Origin of the sequence: Psychrobacter sp. GW64-MNA-CIBAN-0177 (assembly GCF_040309585.1) — a bacterium.
Taxonomy (GTDB): Bacteria; Pseudomonadota; Gammaproteobacteria; order Pseudomonadales; family Moraxellaceae; genus Psychrobacter; species Psychrobacter okhotskensis.
Genome location: NZ_JBEOOY010000005.1, coordinates 40,828 through 66,609 on the forward strand (window position 1 = coordinate 40,828; position 25,782 = coordinate 66,609).

Sequence of the window (25,782 nt, forward strand, 5' to 3'; positions counted from 1 at the left end):
AAGTCTTAGCGGGTTTATTTTATAAAGCTATTTTCTATTGTTTAATAGCGTTAGACATTCTTACCGTGTTGCTTTTGCTGAATGTCTTTTGCAAGCTTGTAGCACTCATTGATATGGTCATTGGCGATTTTTTTGAAAATCATATAGCCCATGGTGGCTGCAACCATTTGACCACCCAGCGGGATGAACTTCGTCACTTGCTTGGCAGCGATACGACCACCGAAACCTTGTACCGTCTTTTTGACGATACCGCGTGTCGCCATTAAGCCTGCAAAATCGACAGTACGATCTTTCAGCGTGCCCCAGTGAATCGCGCGCGACTCTAGATCAACTGCTGATTGACGGCCTTCAATCAAACCAAAGCGTTCACTGATTTCTGGCAATAGCTGAGTAAGCATGCCTGCATCCACAGCGACATCAAAGAAGGGTACAGGAACGATGGCGACACCAGCAGAATATTTGGCACGTTTTTTGACCAGCTTTTGGCAGTCTTTCTTTACTTTTTCCAAGTCTAAGCTAGGATCGATGGTATTTGGTAGTTTTTCAGCCAGTGGTGTGGTTTTCATAACGCATCCTTATAAATAGTTAAAATAAAAAAATCAGATTAAAAGTCTCAATAGATAGCAAGTCTCTCAGTTGGTTACTATTTTATGGATTTATAAGCGGCATACAATCATTGCTTTGTAGCAAAATGCAGAAAAATACGGTCACTATGCATCGTTTTTGTAAATGCGCAGTTATGTGCGCTAGACAGGTAAGCATGGATAACTTGATTTATGCAGGCAGTAAAGTATGATTTATTGCAATGTAATGCAATAAAGAATGATAAACCAAGTCGCTAAAGTTTATCATTGTGACCCTCTGCCAAAGCCAGTAGAATAGCCTCATGCTAAATTTAACCCCCCGTTATACCAGCACTCGCACTGACGAGCTGCCCACCGCGTTGCAACCACTTGCCGCCCAATCATTAACGCTCGCTCGCTTGTATGCAGCTCGCGGTATTACTCAGCCCGACGAGCTTGAGACTGGACTATCTGGTCTTCTGCCCGCTGAGATGCTACACGGCGTCACTGAGGCGGTGCGGCTATTAGATGTCGCTATTGATAGGGGTCAGCGTATCCTAATCGTTGGTGATTTTGATTGTGATGGCGCGACCAGTACCGCGCTGATGATGCGTGCACTCACGAAAATGGGTGCAGTCGTCGATTTTTTAGTACCTGATCGCTTTAAGTACGGCTATGGTTTGACGCCAGAAATTGTCGAATTAGGCATTAAGACGTATCAGCCAGAGTTGATCGTCACGGTAGATAATGGTATCTCAAGTCATGAAGGCGTGGCGCGTGCGCAGGCCGACGGCATCACTGTCATCATTACGGATCATCATCTGACGACCAAAGAGACACCACCTGCAGAAGCGGTGGTCAATCCCAATCAACTCGATTGCAATTTTACTAGTAAAGCGCTCGTAGGGGTCGGCGTGGCTTTTTATGTGCTCGGACGTTTAGCCAAGCTGCGCCGTGAAGCCAATAAGTCTACCGTGCAAGTCAGTCAATATTTGGATTTGGTAGCGCTAGGGACGATTGCGGACGTTGGTGTACTTGATAAGAACAATCGCATCTTGGTGCATCACGGACTGGCAGCTATTCGGCAAGGGCGCTGTTGTCTGGGTATCTTGGCACTGCTTGAGCAAGCGGGCCGTGATCCCAAAAAAATGCAGGCGCAAGATTTTGGTTTTGTGTTAGGACCTCGTATCAATGCTGCCGGACGTATGGACAATATGCGCATTGGTATCGAGTGTTTATTGACCGAAGACTGGAGTACGGCGCAGCGCTTGGCGCAAGAGCTTGAGCAGCTAAACCGTACCCGTCGTCACGTAGAAGGCGAGATGCGCGCGCAAGCAGATAATATTGTGCAAGCATTAGCTACTGTTGCAAATGAAAACGATGAGAATACTGCTACTGACGAGAGCGATGAAATCCTTATTCAGTCTAAAACTGATAAAGAGACTGTGAATAATCGAAATCGCAGCATTATTTTATATCGAGATGACTGGCATCAAGGCGTTATCGGTATCGTCGCTGGTCGTTTGAAAGAAAGTCATTATTTGCCCAGTATCGTTTTTGCGCCAGCAGATACAGAGCGTACAGGTGACGACGATGCCATTAAAGGTTCGGCGCGGTCTATCGCTGGCGTGCATATTCGTGATGCGATTGAGCAAGTTGCTGAACGCTATCCTGATCTAATCAGCCATTTCGGTGGTCATGCGATGGCTGCTGGGCTAACCTTGAAGCGTCGCAACTTTGACGCCTTCGTGACAGCTTTCGATGCTGTTATGGCAGAGATGGAGGATGAGGTTTTTGCCGAGCAAAAATTCACCGATGGCCCCTTGCAAGCAGGCGACTTTAGCTTATGGTTTGCTGAGCATTTGGCCAATGCCAGTATTTGGGGTCATGGCTTTGCACCGCCGATATTTGATGGGGTGTTCGAAGTATTGAGCTTTAAGATACTAAAGGACAAGCACCTCAAATTATCACTGCGTTATCCTGATGTGCAGTATCCGATTGAAGCGATTTATTTTAACTTCGATAGCGAGGTATGGGATTATCGTGCCGAAAAAGTGCACGTATTGTTTCAGCTAGACATCAACGAGTGGAACGGCAAACAAAGCTTACAGCTGATGGTAAGGGATTTAGCTGTGGTCAGTGAATAAGCATATTGCTTTATTATAAGACCACGAACAGACAATAATAAGGCGTCAACTGAGTTTAAAGTTGACGCTTTTTTAATATTTGCATTCTAGGGCGTGTCTTCATTTCAGAAATGGCGATAAAAATGAGATAAATTGCCGTCAAACAAGAAAAATAGCGTAGATAATATCGGGATATTAACAAGCTATTCGACGATATTTGGCCATTTTTAGCCCATTTAGATGACTATCGAATGAATTGAAGACACACCCTAGGGTTTAGTATTTCCATTCAAGAGCAGGAAATTGCCAATCGTAGCGAATGGCGAGCATTCTTATCGTAAAAATCGTCATCATGGCAGAGATGTCAGCAACCCAATCAGTCACGCCTAGGTTGTGCAGGGCAAAGTAGAGAATGCCGCCCGTCAAAGCCGCCGTGATATAAATCTCTTGCTGCAATACCAGCGGAATCTCGTTGCAGATCATATCGCGGATGATACCGCCGACAATAATCGTAATCACCCCAAGTAATAATGCCACGGGTACATTGGTGCCCATGCTATCAGCAACCTTGATACCAATTAGGGTAAAGGCAGACAGACCGATGGTATCGGAGAGCTTGAGGAATCTATCGACGCGCCTTGAGTTGGGATGAAAAAATATTTGCGTCGCTAATGAGCAGAAGGTAATAACGGTCAGATAGCTCATATCTACCATCCAAAACAGCGGATGACGATCCAAAATCACATCACGGACGGTGCCGCCGCCGATAGCAGTGACGATCGACACCAATAAACAGCCAAAGACGTCGAACTTTTTATGTTTTGCCAGTATCGTCCCTGAAATACTACAGGCCACAATGCCAATCATGTCAAACAAGTAGAGCAAAGAACGCGGGTCGAACGTCGTGATCAGTTCCGTAGGATCCAATGCGATAGTCAACATGAGCGAGTCTCAGTAAGTTTTTATGATAATTATATAATCATTGTAAATCAGGGTCTGTTGAACATTCAAATATTAGGACTGCTGATTGCTAAAATCGTCCCAAACCTTTTATCAAATCAGGCGTAAACCGACGATAATGTCGAGACCTTAGCTAGGTTTACAACAACGTTTGGGGTGATTTTAGTATCAGCCTTTTAGGGCAGGGCTATTTTTTGCCAATACATGGCGAAATTATCTAACCTAGAATGACTAGGCGTCAAAAATTTCACTGCGTATTGTCTAAAAAATAGCCACTGCCAGTGCCACATTTGAATGTTCAACAGACCCCAATACAACAGCGCTTACTTTTTAAACCCTATAAACTGGTCTTATTTAACCAAGCGAATAGAAGGAAGATGCCAATCAAAGCGCAGCGCTAACATACGCACCGCAAAGATAACGCCTAGCATCACGAATTCATTTAATCCAGCATCCATGCCCAAACTGTCAAGCAGCAGATAAGTGACCGAGCCTGCGATACTGGCAGAGATATAAATCTCGCGCTGCAGCACCAACGGTATCTCATTACAAATAATATCACGCAGCATACCGCCAATAATGGCTGTCCAAACGCCCATCATAATGGCAATCACTGGTGACATACCTTGGGTCAATGCTATCTTAAAACCAATGACGCTAAAGGCTGCTAGCCCAATGGCATCGAAGAGTTTGAGGGCGTTATCAATCTTATGATAGAGATGAAAAAAGATCTGCAGGATAAGGGAGGTGATAGTGATGACAATCACATAGTTGAGATCTGACATCCAAAATAGCGGATGACGATCTAGCGCCATATCACGTAGCGTACCACCGCCAATGGCATTGACCATTGAAACTAAGATGCAGCCAGCAATATCAAAGCCTTTATGCTGAGCGAGCAAAGTACCGGCGATAGCACAAGCAATCACGCCAACCATATCGAGCAAATACAGCAGAATATCAGGAAAAATAAAATTATTCATCATAGCGTTATTTTGGTCTCATCCATCTTTGGCAAATAGTACCAATCCCAACATAATCAATCCAATACCTATCAACCCCAGTGCCGAAGGTATCTCGTTATTGAGTAATAATATACCGCCAATCAAGGCAAATATCACCTCGCTGGCTTGGGTAGAATCAACGCCCGCCACTTCACTGGAGGTGACGGCTTGTTCGCGCGCATATAAAAAAATACTGGTTGCTGCTACCCCTGCTAACAGAGCCACGAGCAAAGTATTGAACAGCTGTGTGCTTTCGGGTAACTCAGGACGCACTATAATGCCTAAAACCAGCCAAAATGGCAAACTACCTAGAGTCATTAGCCATACTTTATTAAAGGCATTTTGCAGCAGCACCGTTTCGATAGCGGGGATACGAGCAATCAAGGTTTGTAAGGGTGAGTGCGTTTCAGCCGCCGTTTTGGCTTTTAGCTTTTCAGGGTCAATATCAGTGTCGGTTTTGATACTAGAACTATCAGCATCCGCTGAGTGAGTGCTATCGACAGGTAAAGCGTAGGCTTCTGTGACGAGTGGTTGGTTGTGAGTGTCAATAGTACTTTGCAGAAGGCTGTTTTCTCTGACCTTGCGCTGCGCAGCGGTATGCTTGCGAGCGTTGTGAGACACCTGCCAGACCAACTGATTGCCGATTGGATAGCTAAAAGCGGCTATCAGTGCAGGCAGCGCACCATACAGTAGCATCTCTGCCATTGGGGTGGCATTTATACCTCCGAGCGCAGCAGCGCGCAGACCTTCGCTGACATTGACCAGTATCACTCCGATGAATACCAGCATGGCGTAAAAAATGAATTTTTTGTCAAAGCGTTGCCCAAATGCCAGTAGGACGAGGAGGCTAGTCACCACGGTAAACATAAATGTCGCCGCCACCACCCAACCGGCGACATGATCACCGGCATAACAGATGCCCGTGTAAAAGATACCAAAACCAATACTGCCAGTGATACACCAAAAGCGCCAATGCTGACGAAAGATAATCGCCAATTCTTTGATACGACTAAAACCATGCTGCATAACGATAATAGCGGTGATAATCAGCCACATAAAGACATAGCGGAGACTGGCTGACCAAAACCAGTGACCACCTGCATCACTCATCAGCTCGTTTAAAATAAAAGTGGAACTAAAGAACGCACCCGCCAACAAGCCGAGTAAAATGAGTTTGACCATCCCTGAATCCTTACCGTCGGCTATATGTCAGTTCGTTTAGCGGTTTTTACCTGCTTTTTTATGCGCTTTTCTATTTGCCTTTGGCATCTGCCCAGATGATTTTGTGCAGTTGTAATTGAAAGCGCACGGGCAGGGCATCGGCCAATATCCATTCAGCCAACTCGCGCGCCAATACTGGCACATCGGGGCTGGCCTCTTCGTCAATATCGTCTGCGACATTAAACATCGGAGAAAACCAAACGGTGCTGACCAATTCATTTAGCTTATGCTCGATCAACATGGCTTTTGCCCACTCATAATCGGCATGGTTCATGATGACGAACTTAAGCTGATCATGCTGAGTCAGATAGTCCAGATTTGACCATAGGTTTTTATCGACTTCGCCTGAGCTTGGCGTTTTGAGATCCATCACTTTACTGACTGCTGGCGGTACGTTTTCTACCGTGAGCGCGCCTGCGGTTTCAAGCGAGATTTCATAATCATCACTCAGTAAGCGCTTCATCAGTTCAATGGCATTCGGCTGTGCTAATGGTTCGCCACCCGTCAGACAAATACGCTTGCAAGGATAGCTTTTGATGGTCTCTATAATGGCTTCTAGCGACTGACGTTCGCCGCCCGTAAAGGCATATTCGGTATCACAATAAACACAGCGCAGCGGGCAGCCGGTCAAGCGTACGAATATCGTCGGCAAGCCTGAGGTCAGTGCTTCACCTTGCAAAGAATAAAAGATTTCTGTCAAACGTAGACCCGCTTCAGGATCAGTGACAGGAATGGCGGCGGTGCGTAATAGTGATTCACTCATAATATGTCAAATACAGTTAAAGATTGATAATGAGATTAAGCATTTATCAATCGTAATAAAAAGGCAGGTTCTGGTATGGGAGTTTTGCGTTTGGATAAAGCCAAACCAAAAAAATGGATTATAACGCAACAGCCTATATTAAGCTGCAAAAAAGATGCTGGAGGATGACTCCAGCATCTTTATGTAAAACAATGATTGTACGTGCTAAATGATTATACACTGTACATATTTAGGCTAAACGTAATAACTCATTTACTGATGTTTTAGCACGGGTTTGTGCATCGACTTTTTTGACGATGATAGCAGCATATAAGCTGTGTGTGCCATCTTCTGATGGTAGGCTACCTGGTACGACAACTGAGCCTGCTGGTACACGGCCACGATGAATCTCGCCCGTTTCGCGATCATAAATACGCGTTGACTGACCGATAAATACACCCATCGAGATGACTGAGCCTTCTTCAACGATAACGCCTTCAACGATTTCAGAACGCGCACCGATAAAGCAGTTGTCCTCAATAATCGTTGGATTGGCTTGTAATGGCTCTAATACACCGCCGATACCAACACCACCTGACAGATGCACGTTTTTGCCGATTTGAGCACATGAACCTACGGTCGCCCACGTATCTACCATCGCGCCTTGATCGACATACGCGCCAATATTAACATACGACGGCATCAATACCGCACCGGCTGCGATGTATGAGCCTTTACGGGCCACGGCTGGTGGCACTACGCGTACGCCAGCTTCTTTGAACTGTGCTTCGGTCCAGTTGGCAAACTTAGTTGGCACCTTGTCATAAAACTGTATGTGCTCACCAGCGGCTTGCACGTAATTATCGTTTAAGCGGAACGATAGTAAGACGGCTTTTTTTGCCCACTGATTGACGACCCACTCGCCATCCTTTTTTTCTGCAACTCGCAGTGTACCGTTATCTAACTGCTCAAGCACTTGCTCGATAGCATCACGCACATCTTGTGGCATAGTAGATGGGCTGTATTCGTTGCGGTTTTCAAAGGCTTGTTCGATGGTTTGTTGTAATGACATGGATAAAAATTCCTAAGATGAATGAAAAGTAAATAAATCTTATAGTTAAAGATAGCGTCAAAAATCGACTAAAAATATTGCCTGCCACATTGTCGCTAATTTGACGACTTTTAGCAAATAAGTTGGGCGCAAAGGTCTGTATTGATAATAAGTAATGCCATTTAGAACGATGAGCTATTGCGTTCTATCCATTCTAAGATATCGTGATACACCACCTTGTTCGCCTGCTCGTGAAGGGGCTCATGGCGCATGTTTGGGTAGAGCTTTACTTCCACATTATTGAAGTTTTGTTTCTTTAGGCGACTGACAATGTTGCGAATGCCGCTGCCCATATCACCGATGGGATCACTTTTGCCACTGACAAAGAACAGGGGAAAGTCTTTTGCAATCGTCGCAGCCCAGCCTTTATGGAGACCTGTTGTCATCAAGGTGAATAGCGTCATAAAACCATTGTTAGTAAAGTCAAAACCGGTGAGTGGATCGGCTTCATAAGCGGCGATATTGGCGGGATTTTCACTGATCCACGCAAACTGCGAGTCAGAAATACGGTTATCAAGTTTGCTATTCAGTACTTTGTTCATTACTTTAGCAAATACAGTATTTGGTTTTTTTGGTGCCGCTTTGGCCAATAGTTTATTAATAGGTAATAGTACTTTGGTCAATGGGTTGGCGTCTGCAGTGCCCATTAAGATGGCCCCAGCAAAGTCTTGTGCGTGATGTTTGAGTACATTACGGACGATAAACGAGCCCATAGAGTGACCCATAACAAAGTGCGGCACATGAGGATGACGCGATTTTAGGCTATCAGCCATAACGATGACGTCTTGTAATAAAGACTGCACTGGATGCTCACTGCCAAAAAATCCCAAATCAGCCTTTGTTTTTACCGTTTGACCATGACCGAGCTGATCGTAGGTTGCTACTGCAATACCATTATCAGCCAAAAACTGAGCAAAGTCCGCATAGCGACCGCTGTGTTCTGACATGCCGTGGACGATTAGTAAAGTGGCCTTAATTTTTTTATCACTATCACGCGGCTCAAAAAATGTATGATTCAGATAGTGGGTATTGTCAGAAGAGGTGATCTGGTCAGAGGTACTCATAAGCGTAGAATCCTTGCATGGTTAGAGAATGAAAACAGACTGTTTCTAAATTTTTTAAGCATTGAGCGATGGGTGCTAAATGCATGGTCAATATGACTTATTTACAAATTAAGCAGCCAGTCAGGTTTTATAATTGGGATGAATGATTGCTACCATCAATTTAATCATAAAGCCTTATCAGGTCAATATTATTTACTGCGGCGTCGTTATCGTACAATAGTCTTGCTTTAAATGCTTTTAACTTATGTTTTAATTTCGATAGCGTTTTTATCTTTCCTAAGTTTCCAGCGTTGGTACACCCTAGTAAACCAGTCAAAACTATTTAAAAGTATCAAAAACATTGAGCGATAAAATGCCCATAAAAAATATACCTATAAAAATAATGCCCTTAAAAAAGTTGCTCTTGGTAGGTGCTGGTCATGCGCATATTGGTCTGTTGCGTCGACTCCGTGGGACGCCTCTAATAAATGCGGATATCACATTAATCAGCGAGCAACCGCAGTCGATCTATTCAGGTATGTTGCCTGGCTGGATGGCGGGGCACTATATACTAGATGATATCCGTATAGATATTGCGGCACAATGCAAGCAGGCTGGCGTGCATTTCATTCAGCAGCCAATCGTAAAGATAGACGCCAAATCACAGCGAGTCATGACCGCTGACGACTATGATCATAGCTATGAGGTAGTGTCGTTAAACACTGGCGCGGATACGGATATGCACTGGTTAAATAATGCTGACACTAATAATGCTGACACTAATAATGCTGACACTAATAGTGCTGACACTAATAGTGTCATTGCGATTCGTCCGTTACATAGCTTTGTGAATCAGTGGTCGCAAGTGCTTGCTACCGCTCAGCGCTCAGCACATTATCAATTGGCTATTATCGGGGCTGGCGCAGCGGCAATCGAGCTGGTTATGGCTGCCCAAGTCGCCTTGCAGCATATTCACCCGAATCATCAAGTGTTTTTAATCTGCGGTGATGTGCTATTGGCTGGTTTTAATCAAAAGTTTAGACATCGTGTTATCAAGCAGCTTAATCGTCTGAGTATTGAAGTTATCTACGAGCGCGCCATCGCCTATCAGAATGGGACATTGATTACTGAGAGAGCGTCATTGCAGCAATCCTTTTTAATGGATGCGGTTATCGCTGCCACTGGCGTGACTGGTGCAGCGTGGACAGCCAGTACGGATATTGCCACAGTTGACAACGGCTTTATCGCAGTAAATGCGCTGCAGCAAAGTGTCTCTCATAATAATGTATTCGCCGTCGGTGATGTGGCAACGCGCGTGGATAAAGATGTCGCGCACTCAGGGGTTCATGCCGTACATGGCGGTGCAGTCGCAGCAGATAATTTATTAACTTTTATGGTAGATCAAAATAAACCCTTACAAAGCTATCAGCCCAAAAATCGCACTTTGTATTTATTATCTTGTGGCGATAAGTATGCCATTGCCAGTTGGGGCAGTGTGAGTTTGCAAGGTCGCTGGGTTTGGTATCTTAAACGCTATATTGATAAGCGTTTCGTCAATGCAAATTAAGCTATAGTCAAATCCATATAAATCCGCCACACCGTTATCCTCGCTAAGCGTGCTCATGTATCGCTTACACCCAGCTTCCTTGTATCGTAATAATTTGAATTCAACTATGACTGGCACTAATACTGCGAGCTATTCTCTCAACATATTTTCGATAGCTTATAAAGATTGAATATATTTATTGAATACACAATGATTAAAAATGCTAGTGACATAATAGGGTATCATTGATTAGATAAACTTGATCTTAACTGCAAATCGATTAGAAGAATAGTAAACAGACCCTAAGCAGTTGAGTAAATATCACAACACGGATTCTATAATTTTATGAAATCTACCATTGAACTACTCGAATTTACTGACTTTCCAGCCATCAAACGTCGTGAGTTAACTACGCTACAAGTGAACATGGGCTATTTGTGCAATATGTCCTGCGTACATTGCCACGTGGCAGCCAGTCCTTATCGTACGGAGATGATGTCGCGTGAGCTGGTCGAGCTGATACTGGACGTACTAAAAGTACAAGATATGGATACGCTTGATTTAACCGGTGGCGCGCCTGAGATGCATGAAGACTTTAAGTATCTGGTTACCGCCGCGCGCGCTTTGGGTGTCAAAGTGATTGATCGCTGTAATTTAACAATTCTGATGGCAGAAGGCTATGAGGATATGGCGCAGTTTTTGGCAGACAATGAAGTCGACGTGGTGGCATCAATGCCTTGTTATTCATTAGAAAACGTCGATAAGCAGCGCGGCAAGGGTGCGTTTGACGACAGTATATTGGGACTGCATAAGCTCAATGCCTTAGGTTATGGCAAAGCTGGCTCAAACTTAACGCTGAACCTCGTTTATAACCCGCAAGGCGCCACGCTACCGCCCAATCAGCAACAGCTAGAGGCGGACTATAAACGTGAGCTAAAAGAACATTTCGATATCGAATTTCATCAGTTATTTGCTTTGACCAATATGCCGATTCAGCGCTTTGGTGCGGTGCTATTGGCCAAAAACCAATTCCATCCCTATATGGACTTGCTTAAGGCCAATTACGTGGCTGGCAATTTAGCCGAAGTCATGTGCCGCTCGACGATCAGTGTCAATTGGCTGGGAGAGTTATTTGATTGTGACTTTAACCAGCAGTTAGAGATTCCAGTACCCAACAAGTCCCGTCGGCATCTGAGCGATTTATTAACGCAAAATCCTACTGGCGATGATATTGCGATTGCAGATCACTGCTATGGCTGTACAGCAGGACAGGGAAGTAGCTGCGGTGGCGCGCTGGAAGAAGAGACAGCAGGGCAGACAATAGCAAAAACATCCTCGATCTAAACGGAGTTAATTATGAACATCTTTAATAACATAAGTAAGAGTACAGGTAGTTTTTCAAGCAAGCGTTTACTGATTAAGACAGCAGTAGCTACTTCTGTGCTATTGGCTAGTATGGCAAGTTATGCTGATTTTAATCATAGTACTTGGGATAGCTTGCTGAGTAAAAATGTCACTATGACCAATGGTGGTAAAGCCTCGGTCGTTAATTATAACGGTATGAAAGCGGATCAAAGCAAGCTTGATAGCTACATGGCAGCAACTAGCAAAGTCAGTCAATCAGAGTTCAATGGTTGGAGCAAAGATGAGCAGTTGGCATTTTTGATTAACGTCTACAATGCTGGCACGGTAGAGTTGATACTGACTAAGTATCCGAATCTCAAATCGATCAAAGATATCGGTGGGATATTTGGCTCGCCATGGAAACAAGATTTTGTCACGCTATTAGGCAAAAAGCGTTCACTTGATGACATCGAGCACAATCTAATCCGTGGCTCTAAACGCTATAATGAACCGCGCATTCACTTTGCGGTGAATTGTGCTAGCATCGGCTGTCCTGCGCTATTAAATGATGCTTTTACCGGTAGCAAACTGGATAAGCAATTAGAGCAAGTCACAAGTAAATTCCTCGCAGATAGTAGTCGTAACCGTCTTAAAGGCGGCACGCTTGAGGTTTCTCCCATTTTTAAATGGTATAAAGAAGACTTTGAGTCGAATTGGCGCGGTACCAAAGATTTGGAAGGATTCTTAGCTCGTTATAGCTCATCTTTAGGGCTTAATAAATCGCAAAGCGCTGATTTAAAAAGTGGCAAAACTAAGATCGACTATACTAGCTATAATTGGAATCTGAATAAGAAATAATACTGATAAAACATAACAGCGAGCACTGCCAATTATGACCGCTATAGCTACGGTTTCTATTATTATTCCAGTAATAAATGAGGCGAATAATTTGCCTCATTTGTTTGCCAATATTAACAGTCTAAAGCCAATGCCACAGCAAGTTATCTTGGTCGATGGGGGCTCAAACGATGATTCTATTGGCATCGTTCGAAGTTTTATTAATGAGTTAGTGCTTGGCAGTGAGTGTAAAATTGATTGGCAAGTTATTACGTCCAAAGCAGGGCGTGCGCGGCAAATGAATGCGGGTGCAGCATTAGCCACTGGCGATGTTTTGCTATTTTTACATGCCGATACGCGGTTGCCAATTGACGCTATCGATAGTATTTCTAGGGCGATGACACTAGCAAACTGGGGACGTTTTGATGTGCAGCTAAATAGTCGTCAGCCGATGCTTTGGGTGGTCAGTGCCATGATTAATTGGCGCTCACGTTTAACTCATATCGCTACAGGCGACCAAGCTATTTTTATCAGTCAATCTTTATTTGCGCAAATGGGCGGCTATCCTAATCAAGCGTTGATGGAAGATGTTGAATTATGCAAGCAACTAAAAGGTATTGCTAAACCTGCTTGTCTGAAAAATAAAGTCATCACATCAGCAAGACGTTGGCAGCAGTATGGCACATGGCGGACGATTGTCTTAATGTGGCAGTTACGTTTTGATTATTGGCGTGGCGTGTCGGCTGATAACATTAACGCGCGTTATTATAAATAATAGAAAAATTTCAATATGACTCAAAATCAAAAAACCTGCATTATTATTTTTGCAAAATTCCCTGCACAGGGCATGGCAAAGACCCGTTTGCAACCTGCGCTTGGCATTGATGGTGCAGCGAGAATGGCACGGCAATTACTTTTACATAGTATCGAGCAAGCTGTGGCTACGGGCTTTAGCATTGAGCTGTGTGTCAGCCCTGCGCCAAGCGATCCATGCTGGCAAACGCTTGGTTTGCCTGACTCGCTGCGATGGTCAGAGCAAGCAGATGGTGATTTGGGTTTGCGTATGTTCACGGCGAGTCAACAAGCATTAGCGCGTTTTAAGCAAGTGATTTTGATAGGCACAGATTGTCCTAGCCTTAGTTCTATCATCATTCAACGGGCTGCACAGCGATTAGACACTCAGGATAGCGTGATGATACCAGCCTTTGATGGCGGTTATGTGCTGTTTGGCTTTAAACAAGTTGCTGCTCGTTTATTTAATGATATCCAATGGAGCACGCCGAGCGTAGCAAAGATTACTCAACAGCGCTTGGCAGAATTAAACTGGTCATTGGCCTTTTTAGACTCTTTGCCTGATATTGATGAGCCTGAAGATTTGCAGTATTTGCCTAAAGGCTGGCTTGATGGTGACGAAATTGCTAATTTTTGACTTATTTTTCCTTCTCTTGCTTAAACCAAAAAAGCCATCAAACAGTTTGATGGCTTTTTTATGCGAATAGAATTAATACTACTTTTTATATTATTTTTGATATTACCTTTAATTTTACTCGGGCAACAGCGCTGCAAGTTTAGTTTTAATCTCAATACTCATCGCTTCAATAGGTGTCACTAACGCTTGAGCAAGCGCATGATGAGCAATTGATTTAGGTTGTTCAACGGCTAACAAAGCAACCGCTTCTTTAATGACTGATTGAGCATTATCGGCATTTTTCATGAGGTTTTGAATCGCATAATCGGCGCTGACGTCTTCTTTAGTAGGATGCCAGCTATCAAAATCTGTGACCAAAGCTAAAGTCGCGTAAGCGATGCTAGCTTCCCGCGCCAGCTTGGCTTCTGGCATATTCGTCATGCCGATGATGTCAGCGTTCATTTGGCGATACCAGTGTGACTCTGCACGAGTCGAGAATTGCGGGCCTTCGATACACACATAAGTCGCTTGTGCATGACATTGCCCTTCATTGATATTCGCTTGAGTGTAAGCGCGATTCAGAATATCAGCGACTTTCGGGCATAAAGGATCCGCCATCGAGACATGCGCAACTGCACCTTTACCAAAAAATGTGCTGGCACGATGTTTAGTCATGTCGATCATTTGATCAGGGACGACCATGTCTAACGGTTTAAGCTCTTCTTGCAATGAACCCACCGCTGATACTGAAATGATATAGCGCACGCCTAGAGTTTTTAGCGCATAAATATTGGCGCGATAAGGTACTTTAGAAGGTGTAAATTTATGCCCTTGACCATGACGGGTCAAAAAAGCAACGGTCACACCATTCAATTCCCCTAAGATAATATCATCGGACGGCTTGCCATAAGGTGTTGAGATGCTGACGCTACGCTGGTTAGTCAAGTCTGCCATTTGATACAGACCGCTACCGCCAATGATAGCGATGTCAGCAGAGTGTTTTACAGTGTCTTCTTCTTTTAAAGTCATAGGACGTTTCCAGATGTTTGACAATAGGTATTTAACTAAAAAAACTTAATAAGGAAGATAACTAGTCTTTTGAACGGATACTGCTAGCGCTTAGTGACTCTCTTATACATTCCTTGAGCCAGCTCCTTAACCGCCATTGTCTGACTTTGCACAACACCGTTATATTTAGGCAGATTGTCGTCCACATCTTTAACACGGCGATTGTAAAACAGATGCATCGTCGGTTCAGGTAGAGCGGCTGCATTAGGATAGTTATCGGTAGGAATGAAGACCAGAGCACCGCCCACAGCCATCTCTATACTGGGCTTATGACAGCGCTTACACAGTCCACGGCTGATATTCGGTGGCATTTTCCAACGACGAAAACGCGTTTTATTGATGTCCATTTCGCTGAGATCTGACTTAAACAAAACCGTGACATCGTTATAAGCCTTACCCGTATAGTCCTGACAGATAGTGCAGTGACAAATAAAGCGAGCTATCGGAGTATGGTTAATCGTATAAGTGTTGCTATAACAAGAGCAAGAGCCTTCTTGCGGCGTAAATTCGGTGCTCATCGGTCAATCCTTTTTTTATAAGAGAGATCATTATTTTCGATTCTAAACTATGGTTTCAAAATATAGCACGATAGTCAGTTCTATATAACTTGGAGACTATTAAGACGAGTGAAAGTACTCGCAATAGTAGATTAATCGAGCCTGACAGCGTATATAACTTATATGGTATTGACCATATCCTAGCTTGCTAGTGTAGCCGCTTTCGATAAGGGTAGTATTATTATTCGTTGATTTTCAGTTATTTAGAATGTTTTTCTAAGGTACAGTTAATCCTAAGAGACTATCTATTACAGACACAAAATAAATGCAGAAATATAGTTTAAAGCGTGTCTTCATTTCAAAAATGGTAGTAAAAATGAGATAAATTGCCGTCAAACAAGCAAAATAATGCAGACAATATCGGGATACTAACTAGCTATTTGACGATGTTTGGCAAGATTTAGCCATTTTTAACCCATTTAGATGACTATCGAGTGAACTGAAGACACGCCCTATTCATTCTTGGTAAGCATTTTTTGACTCCGTAATAAATAACCTTGATGCTATTAAGACGATGATAAAGGTTTACACTGTGCTTAATTTTTGTTTAAATAGCTTGAATAATGAAACTTTGTTTCGCATAGCAGAACTTTACTAAACAAATATCAATACTCCGAATCGCTATTTTTAACTCAAGTTGCTTTATCTACAAGGTTTTGAGACATAAAAGGCTTTGGTTTATTTATGGTGGGAATTGCTATACTATTACAGGTCTGTAACGCATTAATATTTATATAGTGATGCCGTTAGAGGTATTAAATCGATTATTTCAAGGATGAATGCAATGTTCAACTCTCTAAAATCTCCGTTATTTTTATCAGCGATGCTAAGCGCCACTTTAGGCCTAACCGCATGCTCATCACCAAGTTCAGAAAATACTGACAGTACGGCAACAGATAGCGCTGCTACTGACACTGCCGCCGACAAGCTGGATACCAAGTTTCTTACCATCGCTACTGGCGGAGCATCTGGCCCTTACAACATCATTGGTACTTCATTATCAGAAGTCTATGTCAAAACCTTTGGGGTGAACTCAAAGACGCAAACCACCGGCGCTTCAGTCGAAAACGTCAATCTATTGACCCAAGGTAAAGTCGACATGGTATTGGCGCTCAGTGATGTGGTCACCGACGCGGTCGAAGGCAAAAACAACTTTGATAAGCCAATTACCAACATCCAACAAATTGCGGTCTTGTACCCTAATGTGGTGCAAATCGTCACCACCAAAAAATCTGGCATCAAAAATATTGAAGACTTACGTGGTAAGCGTATCGCTGTGGGCGATCAAGGCTCTGGCACAGAAGTCAATGCTCGAACGTTATTAGAAGGTTTCGGTATCACGTACGATGATATCACTGTCGATTATTTGGGTTTTTCTGAAGCGGCGGATGGCATGAAAGCGGGTAAAATTGAAGCAGCTTTCTTTAGTAGTGGTCTACCGAACTCTTCATTGATGGAGCTAGAGCAGGGCTTGGACTTACAGTTAATCACCATTAATCAAGACAAGCTAAAAGAAATCATTGCAAGTAAGCCTTACTTTAAAACCTTTGAGATTCCTGCTGGCACTTATGGCAATGACGCCGCGATTCCAACCGCAGCGATTATGAATGCTCTATTGGTAAGCTCTGAGTTGTCTGAAGCAGATGGTTACAAGTTGACCAAAGCGTTATTTGATAATTTAGACGGCCTAAAAACAGCACACCAAGCGGCCAATGATATTAGCTTAGAGACGGCTCGTGAAGGCATGGTTGCACCTATCCATCCTGGCGCCAAAAAATACTATGATGAACAAGCCGCTAAATAAGCAGTTATGGTTACTAAAAATAAGACATTATGGTTAATAGCTGGCGCAGTGCTCATTGCTGCGCTGGTTTTTTTTATGCTGTGGCATCTCTTTGTCCGTCAGCCTGTGGTGGAAGTTCGCGTCGCAGGTGTTGACGGTGCTAATGACAAGGTTTGCTATTTCGTCGAGCCTGACTTTCAATTGCGCTGGATACATTCTGTAGAAAAACAATGGTGGGAAGAACAGTATCAGCGTATAGACGGCAGCAGTACAGAAGACGCTGAACTGCTGCTGACCACCACTTATTTTGAAGCTTTTGGCGCAGGTACACCCTCTACTGAGGCGCTTGCTCCCATACAAAAACCTGGCTATCTGGGTTATCAAATCAATGAGAAACTGCCCAAGCTTAATTGGGTGGTCTCACGGCTTACCAAAGGTGAGATTGACTATGGTAACTATCGGATACGCATTCACCGCTGGGTGCCAGACTATTCTGAAGTAACGATCATGCCGACAGCGTATGGTTTCATTGATAGATTTAACAAGGACTTGTGTCATGAACTCCCAAGTGACGGATCACGATAATTTGACAACGATGTCAGATAACCATATCAATAACGATAGCGACTCGCCTATACATTCTCATCCTGACGTTGAGACTAATGTCGACGCTGAGCTTGAGGCGCAAGCCCATAATAAAGCCATATTAGAAAAGTACGACCGAGAGTCCATCACGCGCCATATCACTCAAGGACCAGTGAAGTATTTTATCGCTGCAATTTGCATTTTTTATTCTCTTTTTCATTTGTATATCACTTTTAATCCCATGCCTGCGCTGTTACAACGCTCTGTGCATGTTGGTGTTGGATTTGCTTTAATATTTCTTATTTTTCCAGCCAGTAAAAAAAGCAGCCGACAGCGGGTGGCTTGGTATGACTGGATTTGGTTTGCGCTGTCCTTATCTGGGATGGCCTATCTCATATACGAGTACCAAGACATTGTGACCTCGCGTGGTGGCATGGCCAATCAGGTTGATGTGATATTTTCTATTATCACCGTTATCTGTGTACTTGAAGGCAGTCGGCGTATCACTGGTTGGATTTTGCCTATATTAGCATCGATATTTTTGGCCTATCCATTTGTCAGTCATTTGGATTTTATGCCAGACCGGCTACTGACTCGTCCTTATGACATGGGTGATATTTTTGGTCAATTATTTCTAAAAACCGAAGGTTTATATTCTGTTGCGATTGGTGCATCGGTCACTTTTATCTTCTTATTCATTCTTTTTGGTGCATTTTTAGCACGTTCTGGAATGGGACAGCTATTTAATGATTTGGCATTGGCCATTGCAGGTCATAAAAAAGGAGGTCCGGCAAAAGTGGCGGTCATCTCCAGTGGCTTTATGGGTAGTATTAATGGCTCTGCTTTATCGAACGTGGTCAGCACTGGTGCCTTTACCATTCCGTTGATGAAAAAGGTTGGCTATCATAAAGACTTTGCTGGTGCAGTAGAGGCGAGCGCTTCTGTGGGTGGGCAGATATTGCCACCGATTATGGGTGCCAGTGCCTTTATCATGGCAGAGACGACAGGGTTACCGTACAGTACGATTGCGCTAGCGGCATTATTACCAGCGATATTATATTATCTTGGCGTTATCGCGCAGGTGCATTTTCGCGCTGGTCGTCGTGACTTAAAAGGCATTGCCAAAGAAAACTTACCAGCAGTCAAAGAAGTCTTAAAAGCACGCGGTCATATGCTGCTACCGATTGTCTTTTTGGTCTTCTTATTAATCAAAAACGTGCCCGTCGGCTATGCAGCGGCATATACCATTGGTTTTACCGTCGTGGTTAGTATGCTGCGCAAAGAGACCAGAATGGGTTTTTCTGATATTTTGGGTGCGCTAGAAGATGGTGCTCGTCAGTCGCTCGCCGTGATGGCTGCCTGTGCGGTCGTCGGTATCATCATCGGAGTTGTGAGTTTGACCAGCTTTGGAACGGTGATGACCTCATCAATTGTCACACTTGGTGCAGGGTCGCTATTTTTCACGCTGATTTTAACGATGCTTGCCTCGATGGTATTGGGCATGGGACTACCGTCTATTCCTGCTTATATCATTACGGCAACGATGGCAGCACCAGCTTTAGCAGGGTTTGATATTCCGATTTTGTCAGCGCATATGTTCGTCTTTTACTTTGGTATTTTTGCCAATATTACGCCGCCTGTGTGTTTGGCTGCTTTTGCCGGTGCAGGCATATCCGGCGGTGATCCGATGAAAACAGGGTTTTTGTCGCTCAAACTGGCACTTGCCGGATTTATCGTGCCGTTTATGTTTATTTATAATCCGACGATGTTGATGATAGATCCTACGGGTCTGGCAGTCACAGCGAAAGATTTCCCATTGCCGCCTATTATCGCTATCATCACGGTCGTAGTCACTTCGATCACGGGTGTTATTGCCTTAAGCTCGGCGCTGGAGGGGTATTTTAAAGGTACTATGAATTCGGTGACGCGTATTATATTGGCTATTGGCGCTTTATTACTGATTTATCCTGAGATTACCACGGGATTATTAGGCGGCGTCATTGTCCTTAGTATTGCTATATTCAATATAAAAACAGCTGGCAAGCCAACGCCAACTTTAACCGTGTAAAGCGTTGGGTTTGGAGGCTTTACAGGTTCATTAAAGTCAAAAAAAAGGGTGAATAACATAAATTGTTATTCACCCTTTTTACATGCTTAGCTTAATGTTTAAGCTTTAGCTCATTAAAGCCTGACATTTAACAACCAAGTTTGCCTTCGGCTTCTAAGGCTTTTTTGCTACGGATAGGCGCTGGGCAATCTTCACCATAGTATTGACGATCGGCAAAGTAGCTTGAGCGTACCATCGGGCCTGCCCAAATGTTAAAGAAACCAATCTTTTTGCCGTAGTCCATATAACGCTGGAACTCGTCTGGATGGACATAACGATCAACTGGCGCGTGGTTTTTACTAGGTTGTAGATACTGGCCAACCGTAATCATATCGACGTTATGTGCTTTTAGATCATCAAGCAGTGCATAGATTTCTTCTTCCGTCTCACCAAGGCCAACCATAAAACCGCACTTGGTCGCGATATCAGGGCGACGCTCTTTATAGAGCTTGAGCAAATCTAATGAATGTTGATAGTCAGAGCCTGGGCGGAAGGCTTTGTACAGACGCGGAACCGTTTCAATGTTGTGGTTAAAGACATCTGGTGGGGTTTCTGTCAGTAGGTCTAAAGCCACTTCCATACGCCCACGGAAATCTGGCACCAATATTTCAATGAGGCAATTCGGGCTAAGCGCTCTTGACTCATTGAGTACTTCAACGAAATGCGCCGCGCCGCCATCTTTTAAATCGTCACGATCCACAGAGGTGATTACTGCATATTTAAGCTGCAAGCCTAAAATGGTCTCGGCAGTGTGGCGCGGCTCATCTGCATCTAGCTCATTCGGACGACCATGGCCGACGTCACAGAACGGGCAGCGACGGGTACAGATATCACCCATAATCATAAAGGTCGCCGTACCATCAGCGAAGCACTGCGGCAGGTTAGGGCAAGCGGCTTCTTCACAGACGGTATAGAGCTTTTGCTCACGCAAGGTGGCTTTGATACGTGCCACTTCAGTAGGCGAGGACATCTTGACCCGAATCCAATCTGGCTTTTTCTTCGCCTCGACGGTCGGAATCACTTTAATTGGGATACGCGCAACTTTATCATAGCCACGTAGCTTTTCGCCTTGGATGGCTTTTCTAGGTTTGACCTTAGCAGCAGGCACATGTGTTTGTACGGCAGTTGTCATAATAAATTATCTCTTAACCCTTTATCGTATAAGGGTTTATGGAATTATTAGCATATGTTATTAGTTGAACTATTATAGCAGAAATTTAGAGGTCGATTTTTAATCAATATTGTTTAACCGACCTTTTAAGGTTACTGGTTCAAAGTACTGTTTTAAGACTACTGTTTTAAGACTACTACGATTGCGCTTGCAACCATAGTTTTAAATATCAATATCAATATCCAACTCATTCAGGATATCTATGGCGGCACGAAACGCCTCTTGGGTGGCAGGTGCACCGCAGTAAGGTAAACTGTGCATCAATACTTCTCGAATCTCAGCGACAGTTGCGCCATTATTAATCGCACCTCGAATGTGCCCTTTTAGCTCAGTCGGGCTTTTTTGTGCAATTAAAAAGGCGATGGTGATTAAGGAGCGATATTTACGCGGTAATACTGAATCATCTTGCCAAGTGCTACCCCAAGCATGTTCAATAATCCAGTCTTGTAACGGTTGGGTAAATCCAGTCGCCGCATCAAGCGAGCGTTTAACATGTGCCTCGCCCATTACTTCAGTACGAACCTTAAGGCCGTTTTGATAATTAGCGTTATTCTTCATATCATTGTTTTCTATGTCGTGGTTTTCTATATTGCTATCGTCCATGTCGTCATCCCTAATATTTATTTAAGGCATGTCCTCAATTCAATTGATAGTCATCTAAATGGGCTAAAAATAGCTAAATTTTGCCAAACAGCGTCAAACAGCTGATTAATATCTCGATATTATCTGCGCTATTTTTCTTGTTTGACTACAATGTATCTTATTTTTATCACCATTCTTAAAATGAGGGCATGCCTTAGTATATGGTTAATAAAAGCTGTTTTTTCAAGCGCTATTTTTTTAATTGATATTTTCTCTAAGCTATCGTAGCAAGATAATATTTTATCAAATAATATCCTGAAAAATGTTTAGTAGTCTCGATGTATTAATTTGATTATGAATCGAGCTATGCTTGACGAGAGTGACAAGCAGCATATTGGTTGCGAAAGGCTGCCCAATCATATTATTGATGGTACTATTTTTATAATAAATGTCCAATATGGCCCTATATTGAGCCTTTTAAAGGCTGAGCCATTAACATTTAGAGCGTTTTAAGCTATGATTGCACGGATAATTATTCCATCTAGTATATAGACGCAGGCTGTCATGCTGACTACCCACGTAATGTGCTAATACCCCCAACTGACGAGGACGACTATTGTGTTAGAAGCTTATCGTAAACATGTCGAAGAACGTGCTGAGCTAGGAACGGTTCCGCTACCACTGAACGAAAAACAAGTAGCAGAGTTGGTTGAAATATTAAAAACCCCACCAGCAGGCGAAGACGCATTCTTAATGAACCTGCTAGAAAACCGTATTCCTGCTGGCGTTGACCAAGCTGCTTACGTTAAAGCTGCATTTTTAGCTGCTATCCTTAAGGGTGAAGCATCATCACCACTTATCAGCAAGCAAAAAGCCGTCGAAATCCTAGGCACTATGCAAGGTGGCTACAACGTGCAGCCATTGGTTGCTGCACTAGATGACGCCGATGTTGCACAAGACGCTGCTGAAGCGTTGAAAAAAACGCTACTGGTATTTGACGCATTCAATGACGTCACTGAAAAAGCTGAAGCTGGTAATGACATTGCAAAAGAAGTCGTGCAGTCTTGGGCTGACGCTGAATGGTTCTTGAACCGTGCTGCCGTACCAGAAAAGACCACTTACACGACGTTTAAAGTGACTGGCGAAACCAACACTGATGACTTGTCACCTGCGCAAGATGCGTGGAGCCGTCCTGATATCCCATTGCATTCATTAGCCATGCACAAAAACTCTCGCGACGGCATCACTGCTGACGAAGAGGGCGTTGTCGGTCCAATGAAGCAGATCGAAGCGCTAAAAGAAAAAGGCCATCCACTCGCTTATGTTGGTGACGTGGTTGGTACGGGTTCTAGCCGTAAGTCTGCGACCAACTCAGTACTGTGGCTCATGGGTGAAGACATTCCTAACGTGCCAAACAAACGTGGTGGCGGTTTAGTATTAGGTAACAACATCGCTCCTATCTTCTTCAATACTATGGAAGATTCTGGCGCATTACCAATCGAAAAAGTAGCGGTTGATAACCTAAACATGGGTGATGTTTTTGACATCTATCCGTACGAAGGCAAAATCACTAAGCATGACTCTGATGAAGTATTGTCAACGTTCAAGCTAAATTCACCAACATTGCTTGATGAAGTCCGTGCTGGTGGCCGTATTCCATTAATCGTTGGTCGTGGTTTGACTAATCGTGCTCGTGAGTACATGGGTCTTGGTCATTCAGACGTATTTGCTAAGCCAGAAGAGCCAGCCGATACTGGTAAAGGCTTTACCCTTGCACAAAAAATGGTTGGTAAAGCTTGTGGTCTGCAAGGCGTACGTCCGGGTATGTACTGTGAGCCGAAGATGACTACAGTTGGTAGTCAGGACACTACGGGTCCGATGACCCGTGATGAGCTAAAAGACTTGGCATGTTTGGGCTTCCAAGCAGATCTTGTGATGCAGTCATTCTGTCACACTGCTGCTTATCCAAAGCCAGTTGATGTTGAGACTCAGCATACACTACCTGACTTCATCATGAACCGCGGCGGTGTCAGCTTACGTCCGGGCGATGGCATCATTCACTCATGGCTCAACCGTATGCTACTTCCAGATACCGTTGGTACTGGTGGTGACTCGCATACTCGTTTTCCAATGGGTATCTCGTTCCCAGCTGGTTCTGGCCTAGTTGCATTCGCAGCGGCGACTGGTGTTATGCCACTTGATATGCCTGAGTCTGTCCGTGTCCGCTTCGTTGGCGAACGTCAGCCTGGTATCACGCTACGTGACCTAGTCCATGCGATTCCTTATCAAGCGATCAAAGAAGGTCTATTGACCGTTGATAAGAAAGGCAAAATCAACGAATTCAATGGTCGTATTCTTGAAATCGAAGGTCTAGAAGACTTGACCGCTGAGCAAGCGTTTGAGCTATCTGATGCCTCAGCTGAGCGTAGCGCTGCTGGTTGTACCATTACTCTATCTGAAGAGTCAGTGACTGAGTACCTGAACTCAAACATCACGCTACTTAAGTGGATGATTTCAGAAGGCTATGGCGATGCGCGTACTATCAGCCGTCGTATCGAGCAAATGCAAGAGTGGCTAGCGAATCCAAGCCTAATGCGTGCTGACGAAGATGCAGAATACGCTATCGATATGACCATCGATATGAGCACGATTAAAGAGCCGATCCTTTGCTGCCCGAACGATCCAGACGATGCAAAAACATTGGCTGACGTCGCTGGTGATACCATTGATGAAGTATTCATTGGTTCATGTATGACCAACATCGGTCATTTCCGTGCTGCGGGTAAACTGCTACAAGACGTACCAGCAGGTAGTCTGAAAACTCGTCTATGGATTGCGCCACCAACGAAGATGGATGCGCGTCAATTAATGGAAGAAGGCTATTACAACATTTATGCTCAAGCCGGCGCTCGTACTGAGATGCCAGGTTGTTCACTATGTATGGGTAACCAAGCACGTATCGCACCGAACTCTACTGCGGTATCAACGTCAACCCGTAACTTCCCGAACCGTCTAGGTCAAGGCGCAAACGTATACCTTGCTTCTGCAGAGCTTGCAGCTGTCGCAGCGGTACTTGGTAAATTGCCAACCAACGACGAATATCAGCAGTATGCTGGCATGCTAAACAGCATGGGTGAGGAAGTGTATCAGTACATGAACTTCGATCGTATGGAAGAGTACACTGAAGAAGCGGATAAAATTAATGTTGCTCAGTTGACTTAATTTTGGTTGACGCTTAAGTAGAACGTTTTTAAGTTCTATCGTTCTTATTTAAATAGAACCCCGTATCAAAATGATGCGGGGTTTTTTATGAAAATAAAATACCTTGAATAGTTTGCAAACTTTTTTTTGGAGTTTATACTTTAGTGAACTGGTCAAACTTTTGGTTGGCGACTTAACTCTTACAGATACATGAAGACAAATCCTATGGAAAATAAAAATATGCTCGATAAAGTAACGCCGCCACCTCTGCCAGATGCTGCGGTGAACAATCATAGTGCCGAAGAAAACTATGGCATCATTGATTGGTTCAAAAAGTGCATAAGAAACTATGTCAATTTCTCTGGTCGGGCACGCCGTAAAGAGTTTTGGTATTTTTCTTTGGTATATATGATTTTAGCAATTTTTGCGATGATAATAGATGCAATCATTTTTGACGCAGAAACAGGGCCTGTTTATATAGTTGTAGCGCTTGGTCTTGCTTTACCCAGTATTGCTGTTGGTATTCGCAGGTTACATGATACGGGTCGCTCAGGATGGTGGTTTTTAATATCCTTAATACCACTGATAGGCGGCATTGTGTTTCTTGTATTTTGTGCTAATGATACTAAGCCTGAAACCAATAAATGGGGTCTACCAGCAAAATAAATTTGCAAATATTGCTTGATTTTATAGCCTATCTAAAGCATTGGTATAAGGGCTCAATTGAGCTAATTTAATGCTATAAGTATTTAAAATTAGAAGCTTTATGCTTAAAATAAAAAGTAATTTCTAACGACAATTTCTGTCGTGTTCAGCATTTTTC

At 43.7% G+C, this 25,782-nt stretch carries 22 protein-coding genes; 11 read left to right on the forward strand and 11 right to left on the reverse strand.

Translation table 11 applies throughout. The annotated features are described in order from the left end of the window. Positions 1-50 precede the first annotated feature (50 nt). Positions 51-566, reverse strand: a complete 516-nt coding sequence (locus AAEY79_RS04890; RefSeq protein WP_101211492.1) for a hypothetical protein — start codon at positions 564-566, stop codon at positions 51-53. Positions 567-886: 320 nt separating this feature from the next. On the opposite strand from AAEY79_RS04890, the gene recJ reads away from it, so the two are divergent. Next, positions 887-2,710 (forward strand): single-stranded-DNA-specific exonuclease RecJ, encoded by a 1,824-nt coding sequence (gene recJ, locus AAEY79_RS04895; RefSeq protein ID WP_101211493.1) that lies wholly within the window; start codon positions 887-889, stop codon positions 2,708-2,710. Between the two features lie 255 nt (positions 2,711-2,965). Here recJ and AAEY79_RS04900 read toward each other — a convergent pair whose 3' ends face one another. The 6 genes from AAEY79_RS04900 to AAEY79_RS04925 form a co-directional block, all read right to left on the reverse strand. Further along, positions 2,966-3,631, reverse strand: coding sequence for a trimeric intracellular cation channel family protein (locus tag AAEY79_RS04900; RefSeq protein WP_173240147.1), 666 nt, complete (start codon positions 3,629-3,631; stop codon positions 2,966-2,968). A gap of 368 nt (positions 3,632-3,999) precedes the next feature. Further along, positions 4,000-4,635 (reverse strand): trimeric intracellular cation channel family protein, encoded by a 636-nt coding sequence (locus AAEY79_RS04905; RefSeq protein WP_201616865.1) that lies wholly within the window; start codon positions 4,633-4,635, stop codon positions 4,000-4,002. A 15-nt stretch (positions 4,636-4,650) separates the two neighbouring features. Next, on the reverse strand, positions 4,651-5,835 hold the full coding sequence (locus AAEY79_RS04910; RefSeq protein ID WP_350588246.1) for a multidrug resistance efflux transporter family protein: 1,185 nt from the start codon (positions 5,833-5,835) through the stop codon (positions 4,651-4,653). Between the two features lie 70 nt (positions 5,836-5,905). After that, positions 5,906-6,637, reverse strand: a complete 732-nt coding sequence (gene queE, locus AAEY79_RS04915; RefSeq protein WP_025650966.1) for a 7-carboxy-7-deazaguanine synthase QueE — start codon at positions 6,635-6,637, stop codon at positions 5,906-5,908. A gap of 229 nt (positions 6,638-6,866) precedes the next feature. After that, positions 6,867-7,688 (reverse strand): 2,3,4,5-tetrahydropyridine-2,6-dicarboxylate N-succinyltransferase, encoded by an 822-nt coding sequence (gene dapD / locus AAEY79_RS04920; RefSeq protein ID WP_025650967.1) that lies wholly within the window; start codon positions 7,686-7,688, stop codon positions 6,867-6,869. A gap of 161 nt (positions 7,689-7,849) precedes the next feature. After that, on the reverse strand, positions 7,850-8,791 hold the full coding sequence (locus AAEY79_RS04925; protein ID WP_173240148.1) for an alpha/beta fold hydrolase: 942 nt from the start codon (positions 8,789-8,791) through the stop codon (positions 7,850-7,852). Between the two features lie 352 nt (positions 8,792-9,143). Here AAEY79_RS04925 and AAEY79_RS04930 point away from each other — a divergent pair, with 352 nt between their 5' ends. The 5 genes from AAEY79_RS04930 (at position 9,144) to AAEY79_RS04950 (ending at position 13,926) form a co-directional block, all read left to right on the forward strand. Continuing rightward, on the forward strand, positions 9,144-10,337 hold the full coding sequence (locus AAEY79_RS04930; RefSeq protein WP_350588247.1) for an FAD-dependent oxidoreductase: 1,194 nt from the start codon (positions 9,144-9,146) through the stop codon (positions 10,335-10,337). Between the two features lie 324 nt (positions 10,338-10,661). Next, complete coding sequence (gene arsS / locus AAEY79_RS04935) at positions 10,662-11,660, forward strand: arsenosugar biosynthesis radical SAM (seleno)protein ArsS (RefSeq protein ID WP_201566623.1); 999 nt, start codon at positions 10,662-10,664, stop codon at positions 11,658-11,660. A 12-nt stretch (positions 11,661-11,672) separates the two neighbouring features. Continuing rightward, entirely contained in the window at positions 11,673-12,518 is an 846-nt protein-coding gene (locus AAEY79_RS04940) for a DUF547 domain-containing protein (protein ID WP_201566621.1), read from the forward strand. 34 nt (positions 12,519-12,552) lie between these two features. Further along, positions 12,553-13,272, forward strand: a complete 720-nt coding sequence (locus AAEY79_RS04945) for a TIGR04283 family arsenosugar biosynthesis glycosyltransferase (protein ID WP_025650972.1) — start codon at positions 12,553-12,555, stop codon at positions 13,270-13,272. Between the two features lie 15 nt (positions 13,273-13,287). Beyond that, positions 13,288-13,926 (forward strand): TIGR04282 family arsenosugar biosynthesis glycosyltransferase, encoded by a 639-nt coding sequence (locus AAEY79_RS04950; RefSeq protein ID WP_201616873.1) that lies wholly within the window; start codon positions 13,288-13,290, stop codon positions 13,924-13,926. Positions 13,927-14,040: 114 nt separating this feature from the next. Here AAEY79_RS04950 and mtnP read toward each other — a convergent pair whose 3' ends face one another. Together mtnP and AAEY79_RS04960 are read right to left on the reverse strand one after the other, a co-directional pair. Beyond that, complete coding sequence (gene mtnP, locus AAEY79_RS04955) at positions 14,041-14,934, reverse strand: S-methyl-5'-thioadenosine phosphorylase (protein ID WP_350588248.1); 894 nt, start codon at positions 14,932-14,934, stop codon at positions 14,041-14,043. 83 nt (positions 14,935-15,017) lie between these two features. Further along, on the reverse strand, positions 15,018-15,491 hold the full coding sequence (locus AAEY79_RS04960; RefSeq protein WP_101211505.1) for a GFA family protein: 474 nt from the start codon (positions 15,489-15,491) through the stop codon (positions 15,018-15,020). Positions 15,492-16,314: 823 nt separating this feature from the next. On the opposite strand from AAEY79_RS04960, the gene AAEY79_RS04965 reads away from it, so the two are divergent. Genes AAEY79_RS04965 through AAEY79_RS04975 form a run of 3 tightly spaced genes read left to right on the forward strand, consistent with a single transcriptional unit; the run spans position 16,315 to position 19,966 of the window. Beyond that, positions 16,315-17,334 carry a TAXI family TRAP transporter solute-binding subunit gene (locus AAEY79_RS04965; protein WP_025650975.1) on the forward strand — a complete coding sequence of 340 codons (1,020 nt, stop codon included), beginning with the start codon at positions 16,315-16,317 and terminating at the stop codon, positions 17,332-17,334. Between the two features lie 6 nt (positions 17,335-17,340). Then, complete coding sequence (locus tag AAEY79_RS04970; protein ID WP_025650976.1) at positions 17,341-17,898, forward strand: DUF1850 domain-containing protein; 558 nt, start codon at positions 17,341-17,343, stop codon at positions 17,896-17,898. 10 nt (positions 17,899-17,908) lie between these two features. Next, positions 17,909-19,966, forward strand: coding sequence for a TRAP transporter permease (locus AAEY79_RS04975; protein WP_374190018.1), 2,058 nt, complete (start codon positions 17,909-17,911; stop codon positions 19,964-19,966). Between the two features lie 127 nt (positions 19,967-20,093). Here AAEY79_RS04975 and lipA read toward each other — a convergent pair whose 3' ends face one another. After that, complete coding sequence (gene lipA / locus AAEY79_RS04980; protein ID WP_201566617.1) at positions 20,094-21,137, reverse strand: lipoyl synthase; 1,044 nt, start codon at positions 21,135-21,137, stop codon at positions 20,094-20,096. 201 nt (positions 21,138-21,338) lie between these two features. Then, positions 21,339-21,734, reverse strand: coding sequence for a carboxymuconolactone decarboxylase family protein (locus AAEY79_RS04985; RefSeq protein ID WP_025650979.1), 396 nt, complete (start codon positions 21,732-21,734; stop codon positions 21,339-21,341). Positions 21,735-22,376: 642 nt separating this feature from the next. Here AAEY79_RS04985 and acnB point away from each other — a divergent pair. Beyond that, positions 22,377-24,980: a bifunctional aconitate hydratase 2/2-methylisocitrate dehydratase gene (gene acnB, locus AAEY79_RS04990; protein ID WP_352287499.1), complete on the forward strand. Its 2,604-nt coding sequence runs from the start codon at positions 22,377-22,379 to the stop codon at positions 24,978-24,980. A 204-nt stretch (positions 24,981-25,184) separates the two neighbouring features. Then, complete coding sequence (locus AAEY79_RS04995) at positions 25,185-25,625, forward strand: DUF805 domain-containing protein (RefSeq protein WP_227523214.1); 441 nt, start codon at positions 25,185-25,187, stop codon at positions 25,623-25,625. Positions 25,626-25,782: the final 157 nt, after the last annotated feature.

What these genes read in the sequence shown, in the direction of transcription:
- lipA (WP_201566617.1), bottom strand. Translation starts at nt 21,137, where the DNA reads ATGACAACTGCCGTACAAACACATGTGCCTGCTGCTAAGGTCAAACCT.
- AAEY79_RS04965 (WP_025650975.1), top strand. Translation starts at nt 16,315, where the DNA reads ATGTTCAACTCTCTAAAATCTCCGTTATTTTTATCAGCGATGCTAAGC.
- AAEY79_RS04910 (WP_350588246.1), bottom strand. Translation starts at nt 5,835, where the DNA reads ATGGTCAAACTCATTTTACTCGGCTTGTTGGCGGGTGCGTTCTTTAGT.
- AAEY79_RS04950 (WP_201616873.1), top strand. Translation starts at nt 13,288, where the DNA reads ATGACTCAAAATCAAAAAACCTGCATTATTATTTTTGCAAAATTCCCT.
- AAEY79_RS04925 (WP_173240148.1), bottom strand. Translation starts at nt 8,791, where the DNA reads ATGAGTACCTCTGACCAGATCACCTCTTCTGACAATACCCACTATCTG.
- AAEY79_RS04905 (WP_201616865.1), bottom strand. Translation starts at nt 4,635, where the DNA reads ATGATGAATAATTTTATTTTTCCTGATATTCTGCTGTATTTGCTCGAT.
- AAEY79_RS04960 (WP_101211505.1), bottom strand. Translation starts at nt 15,491, where the DNA reads ATGAGCACCGAATTTACGCCGCAAGAAGGCTCTTGCTCTTGTTATAGC.
- AAEY79_RS04985 (WP_025650979.1), bottom strand. Translation starts at nt 21,734, where the DNA reads ATGAAGAATAACGCTAATTATCAAAACGGCCTTAAGGTTCGTACTGAA.
- AAEY79_RS04945 (WP_025650972.1), top strand. Translation starts at nt 12,553, where the DNA reads ATGACCGCTATAGCTACGGTTTCTATTATTATTCCAGTAATAAATGAG.
- mtnP (WP_350588248.1), bottom strand. Translation starts at nt 14,934, where the DNA reads ATGACTTTAAAAGAAGAAGACACTGTAAAACACTCTGCTGACATCGCT.
- recJ (WP_101211493.1), top strand. Translation starts at nt 887, where the DNA reads ATGCTAAATTTAACCCCCCGTTATACCAGCACTCGCACTGACGAGCTG.
- AAEY79_RS04995 (WP_227523214.1), top strand. Translation starts at nt 25,185, where the DNA reads ATGGAAAATAAAAATATGCTCGATAAAGTAACGCCGCCACCTCTGCCA.
- AAEY79_RS04970 (WP_025650976.1), top strand. Translation starts at nt 17,341, where the DNA reads ATGGTTACTAAAAATAAGACATTATGGTTAATAGCTGGCGCAGTGCTC.
- queE (WP_025650966.1), bottom strand. Translation starts at nt 6,637, where the DNA reads ATGAGTGAATCACTATTACGCACCGCCGCCATTCCTGTCACTGATCCT.
- arsS (WP_201566623.1), top strand. Translation starts at nt 10,662, where the DNA reads ATGAAATCTACCATTGAACTACTCGAATTTACTGACTTTCCAGCCATC.
- AAEY79_RS04940 (WP_201566621.1), top strand. Translation starts at nt 11,673, where the DNA reads ATGAACATCTTTAATAACATAAGTAAGAGTACAGGTAGTTTTTCAAGC.
- AAEY79_RS04975 (WP_374190018.1), top strand. Translation starts at nt 17,909, where the DNA reads ATGTCAGATAACCATATCAATAACGATAGCGACTCGCCTATACATTCT.
- AAEY79_RS04900 (WP_173240147.1), bottom strand. Translation starts at nt 3,631, where the DNA reads ATGTTGACTATCGCATTGGATCCTACGGAACTGATCACGACGTTCGAC.
- dapD (WP_025650967.1), bottom strand. Translation starts at nt 7,688, where the DNA reads ATGTCATTACAACAAACCATCGAACAAGCCTTTGAAAACCGCAACGAA.
- AAEY79_RS04930 (WP_350588247.1), top strand. Translation starts at nt 9,144, where the DNA reads ATGCCCATAAAAAATATACCTATAAAAATAATGCCCTTAAAAAAGTTG.
- AAEY79_RS04890 (WP_101211492.1), bottom strand. Translation starts at nt 566, where the DNA reads ATGAAAACCACACCACTGGCTGAAAAACTACCAAATACCATCGATCCT.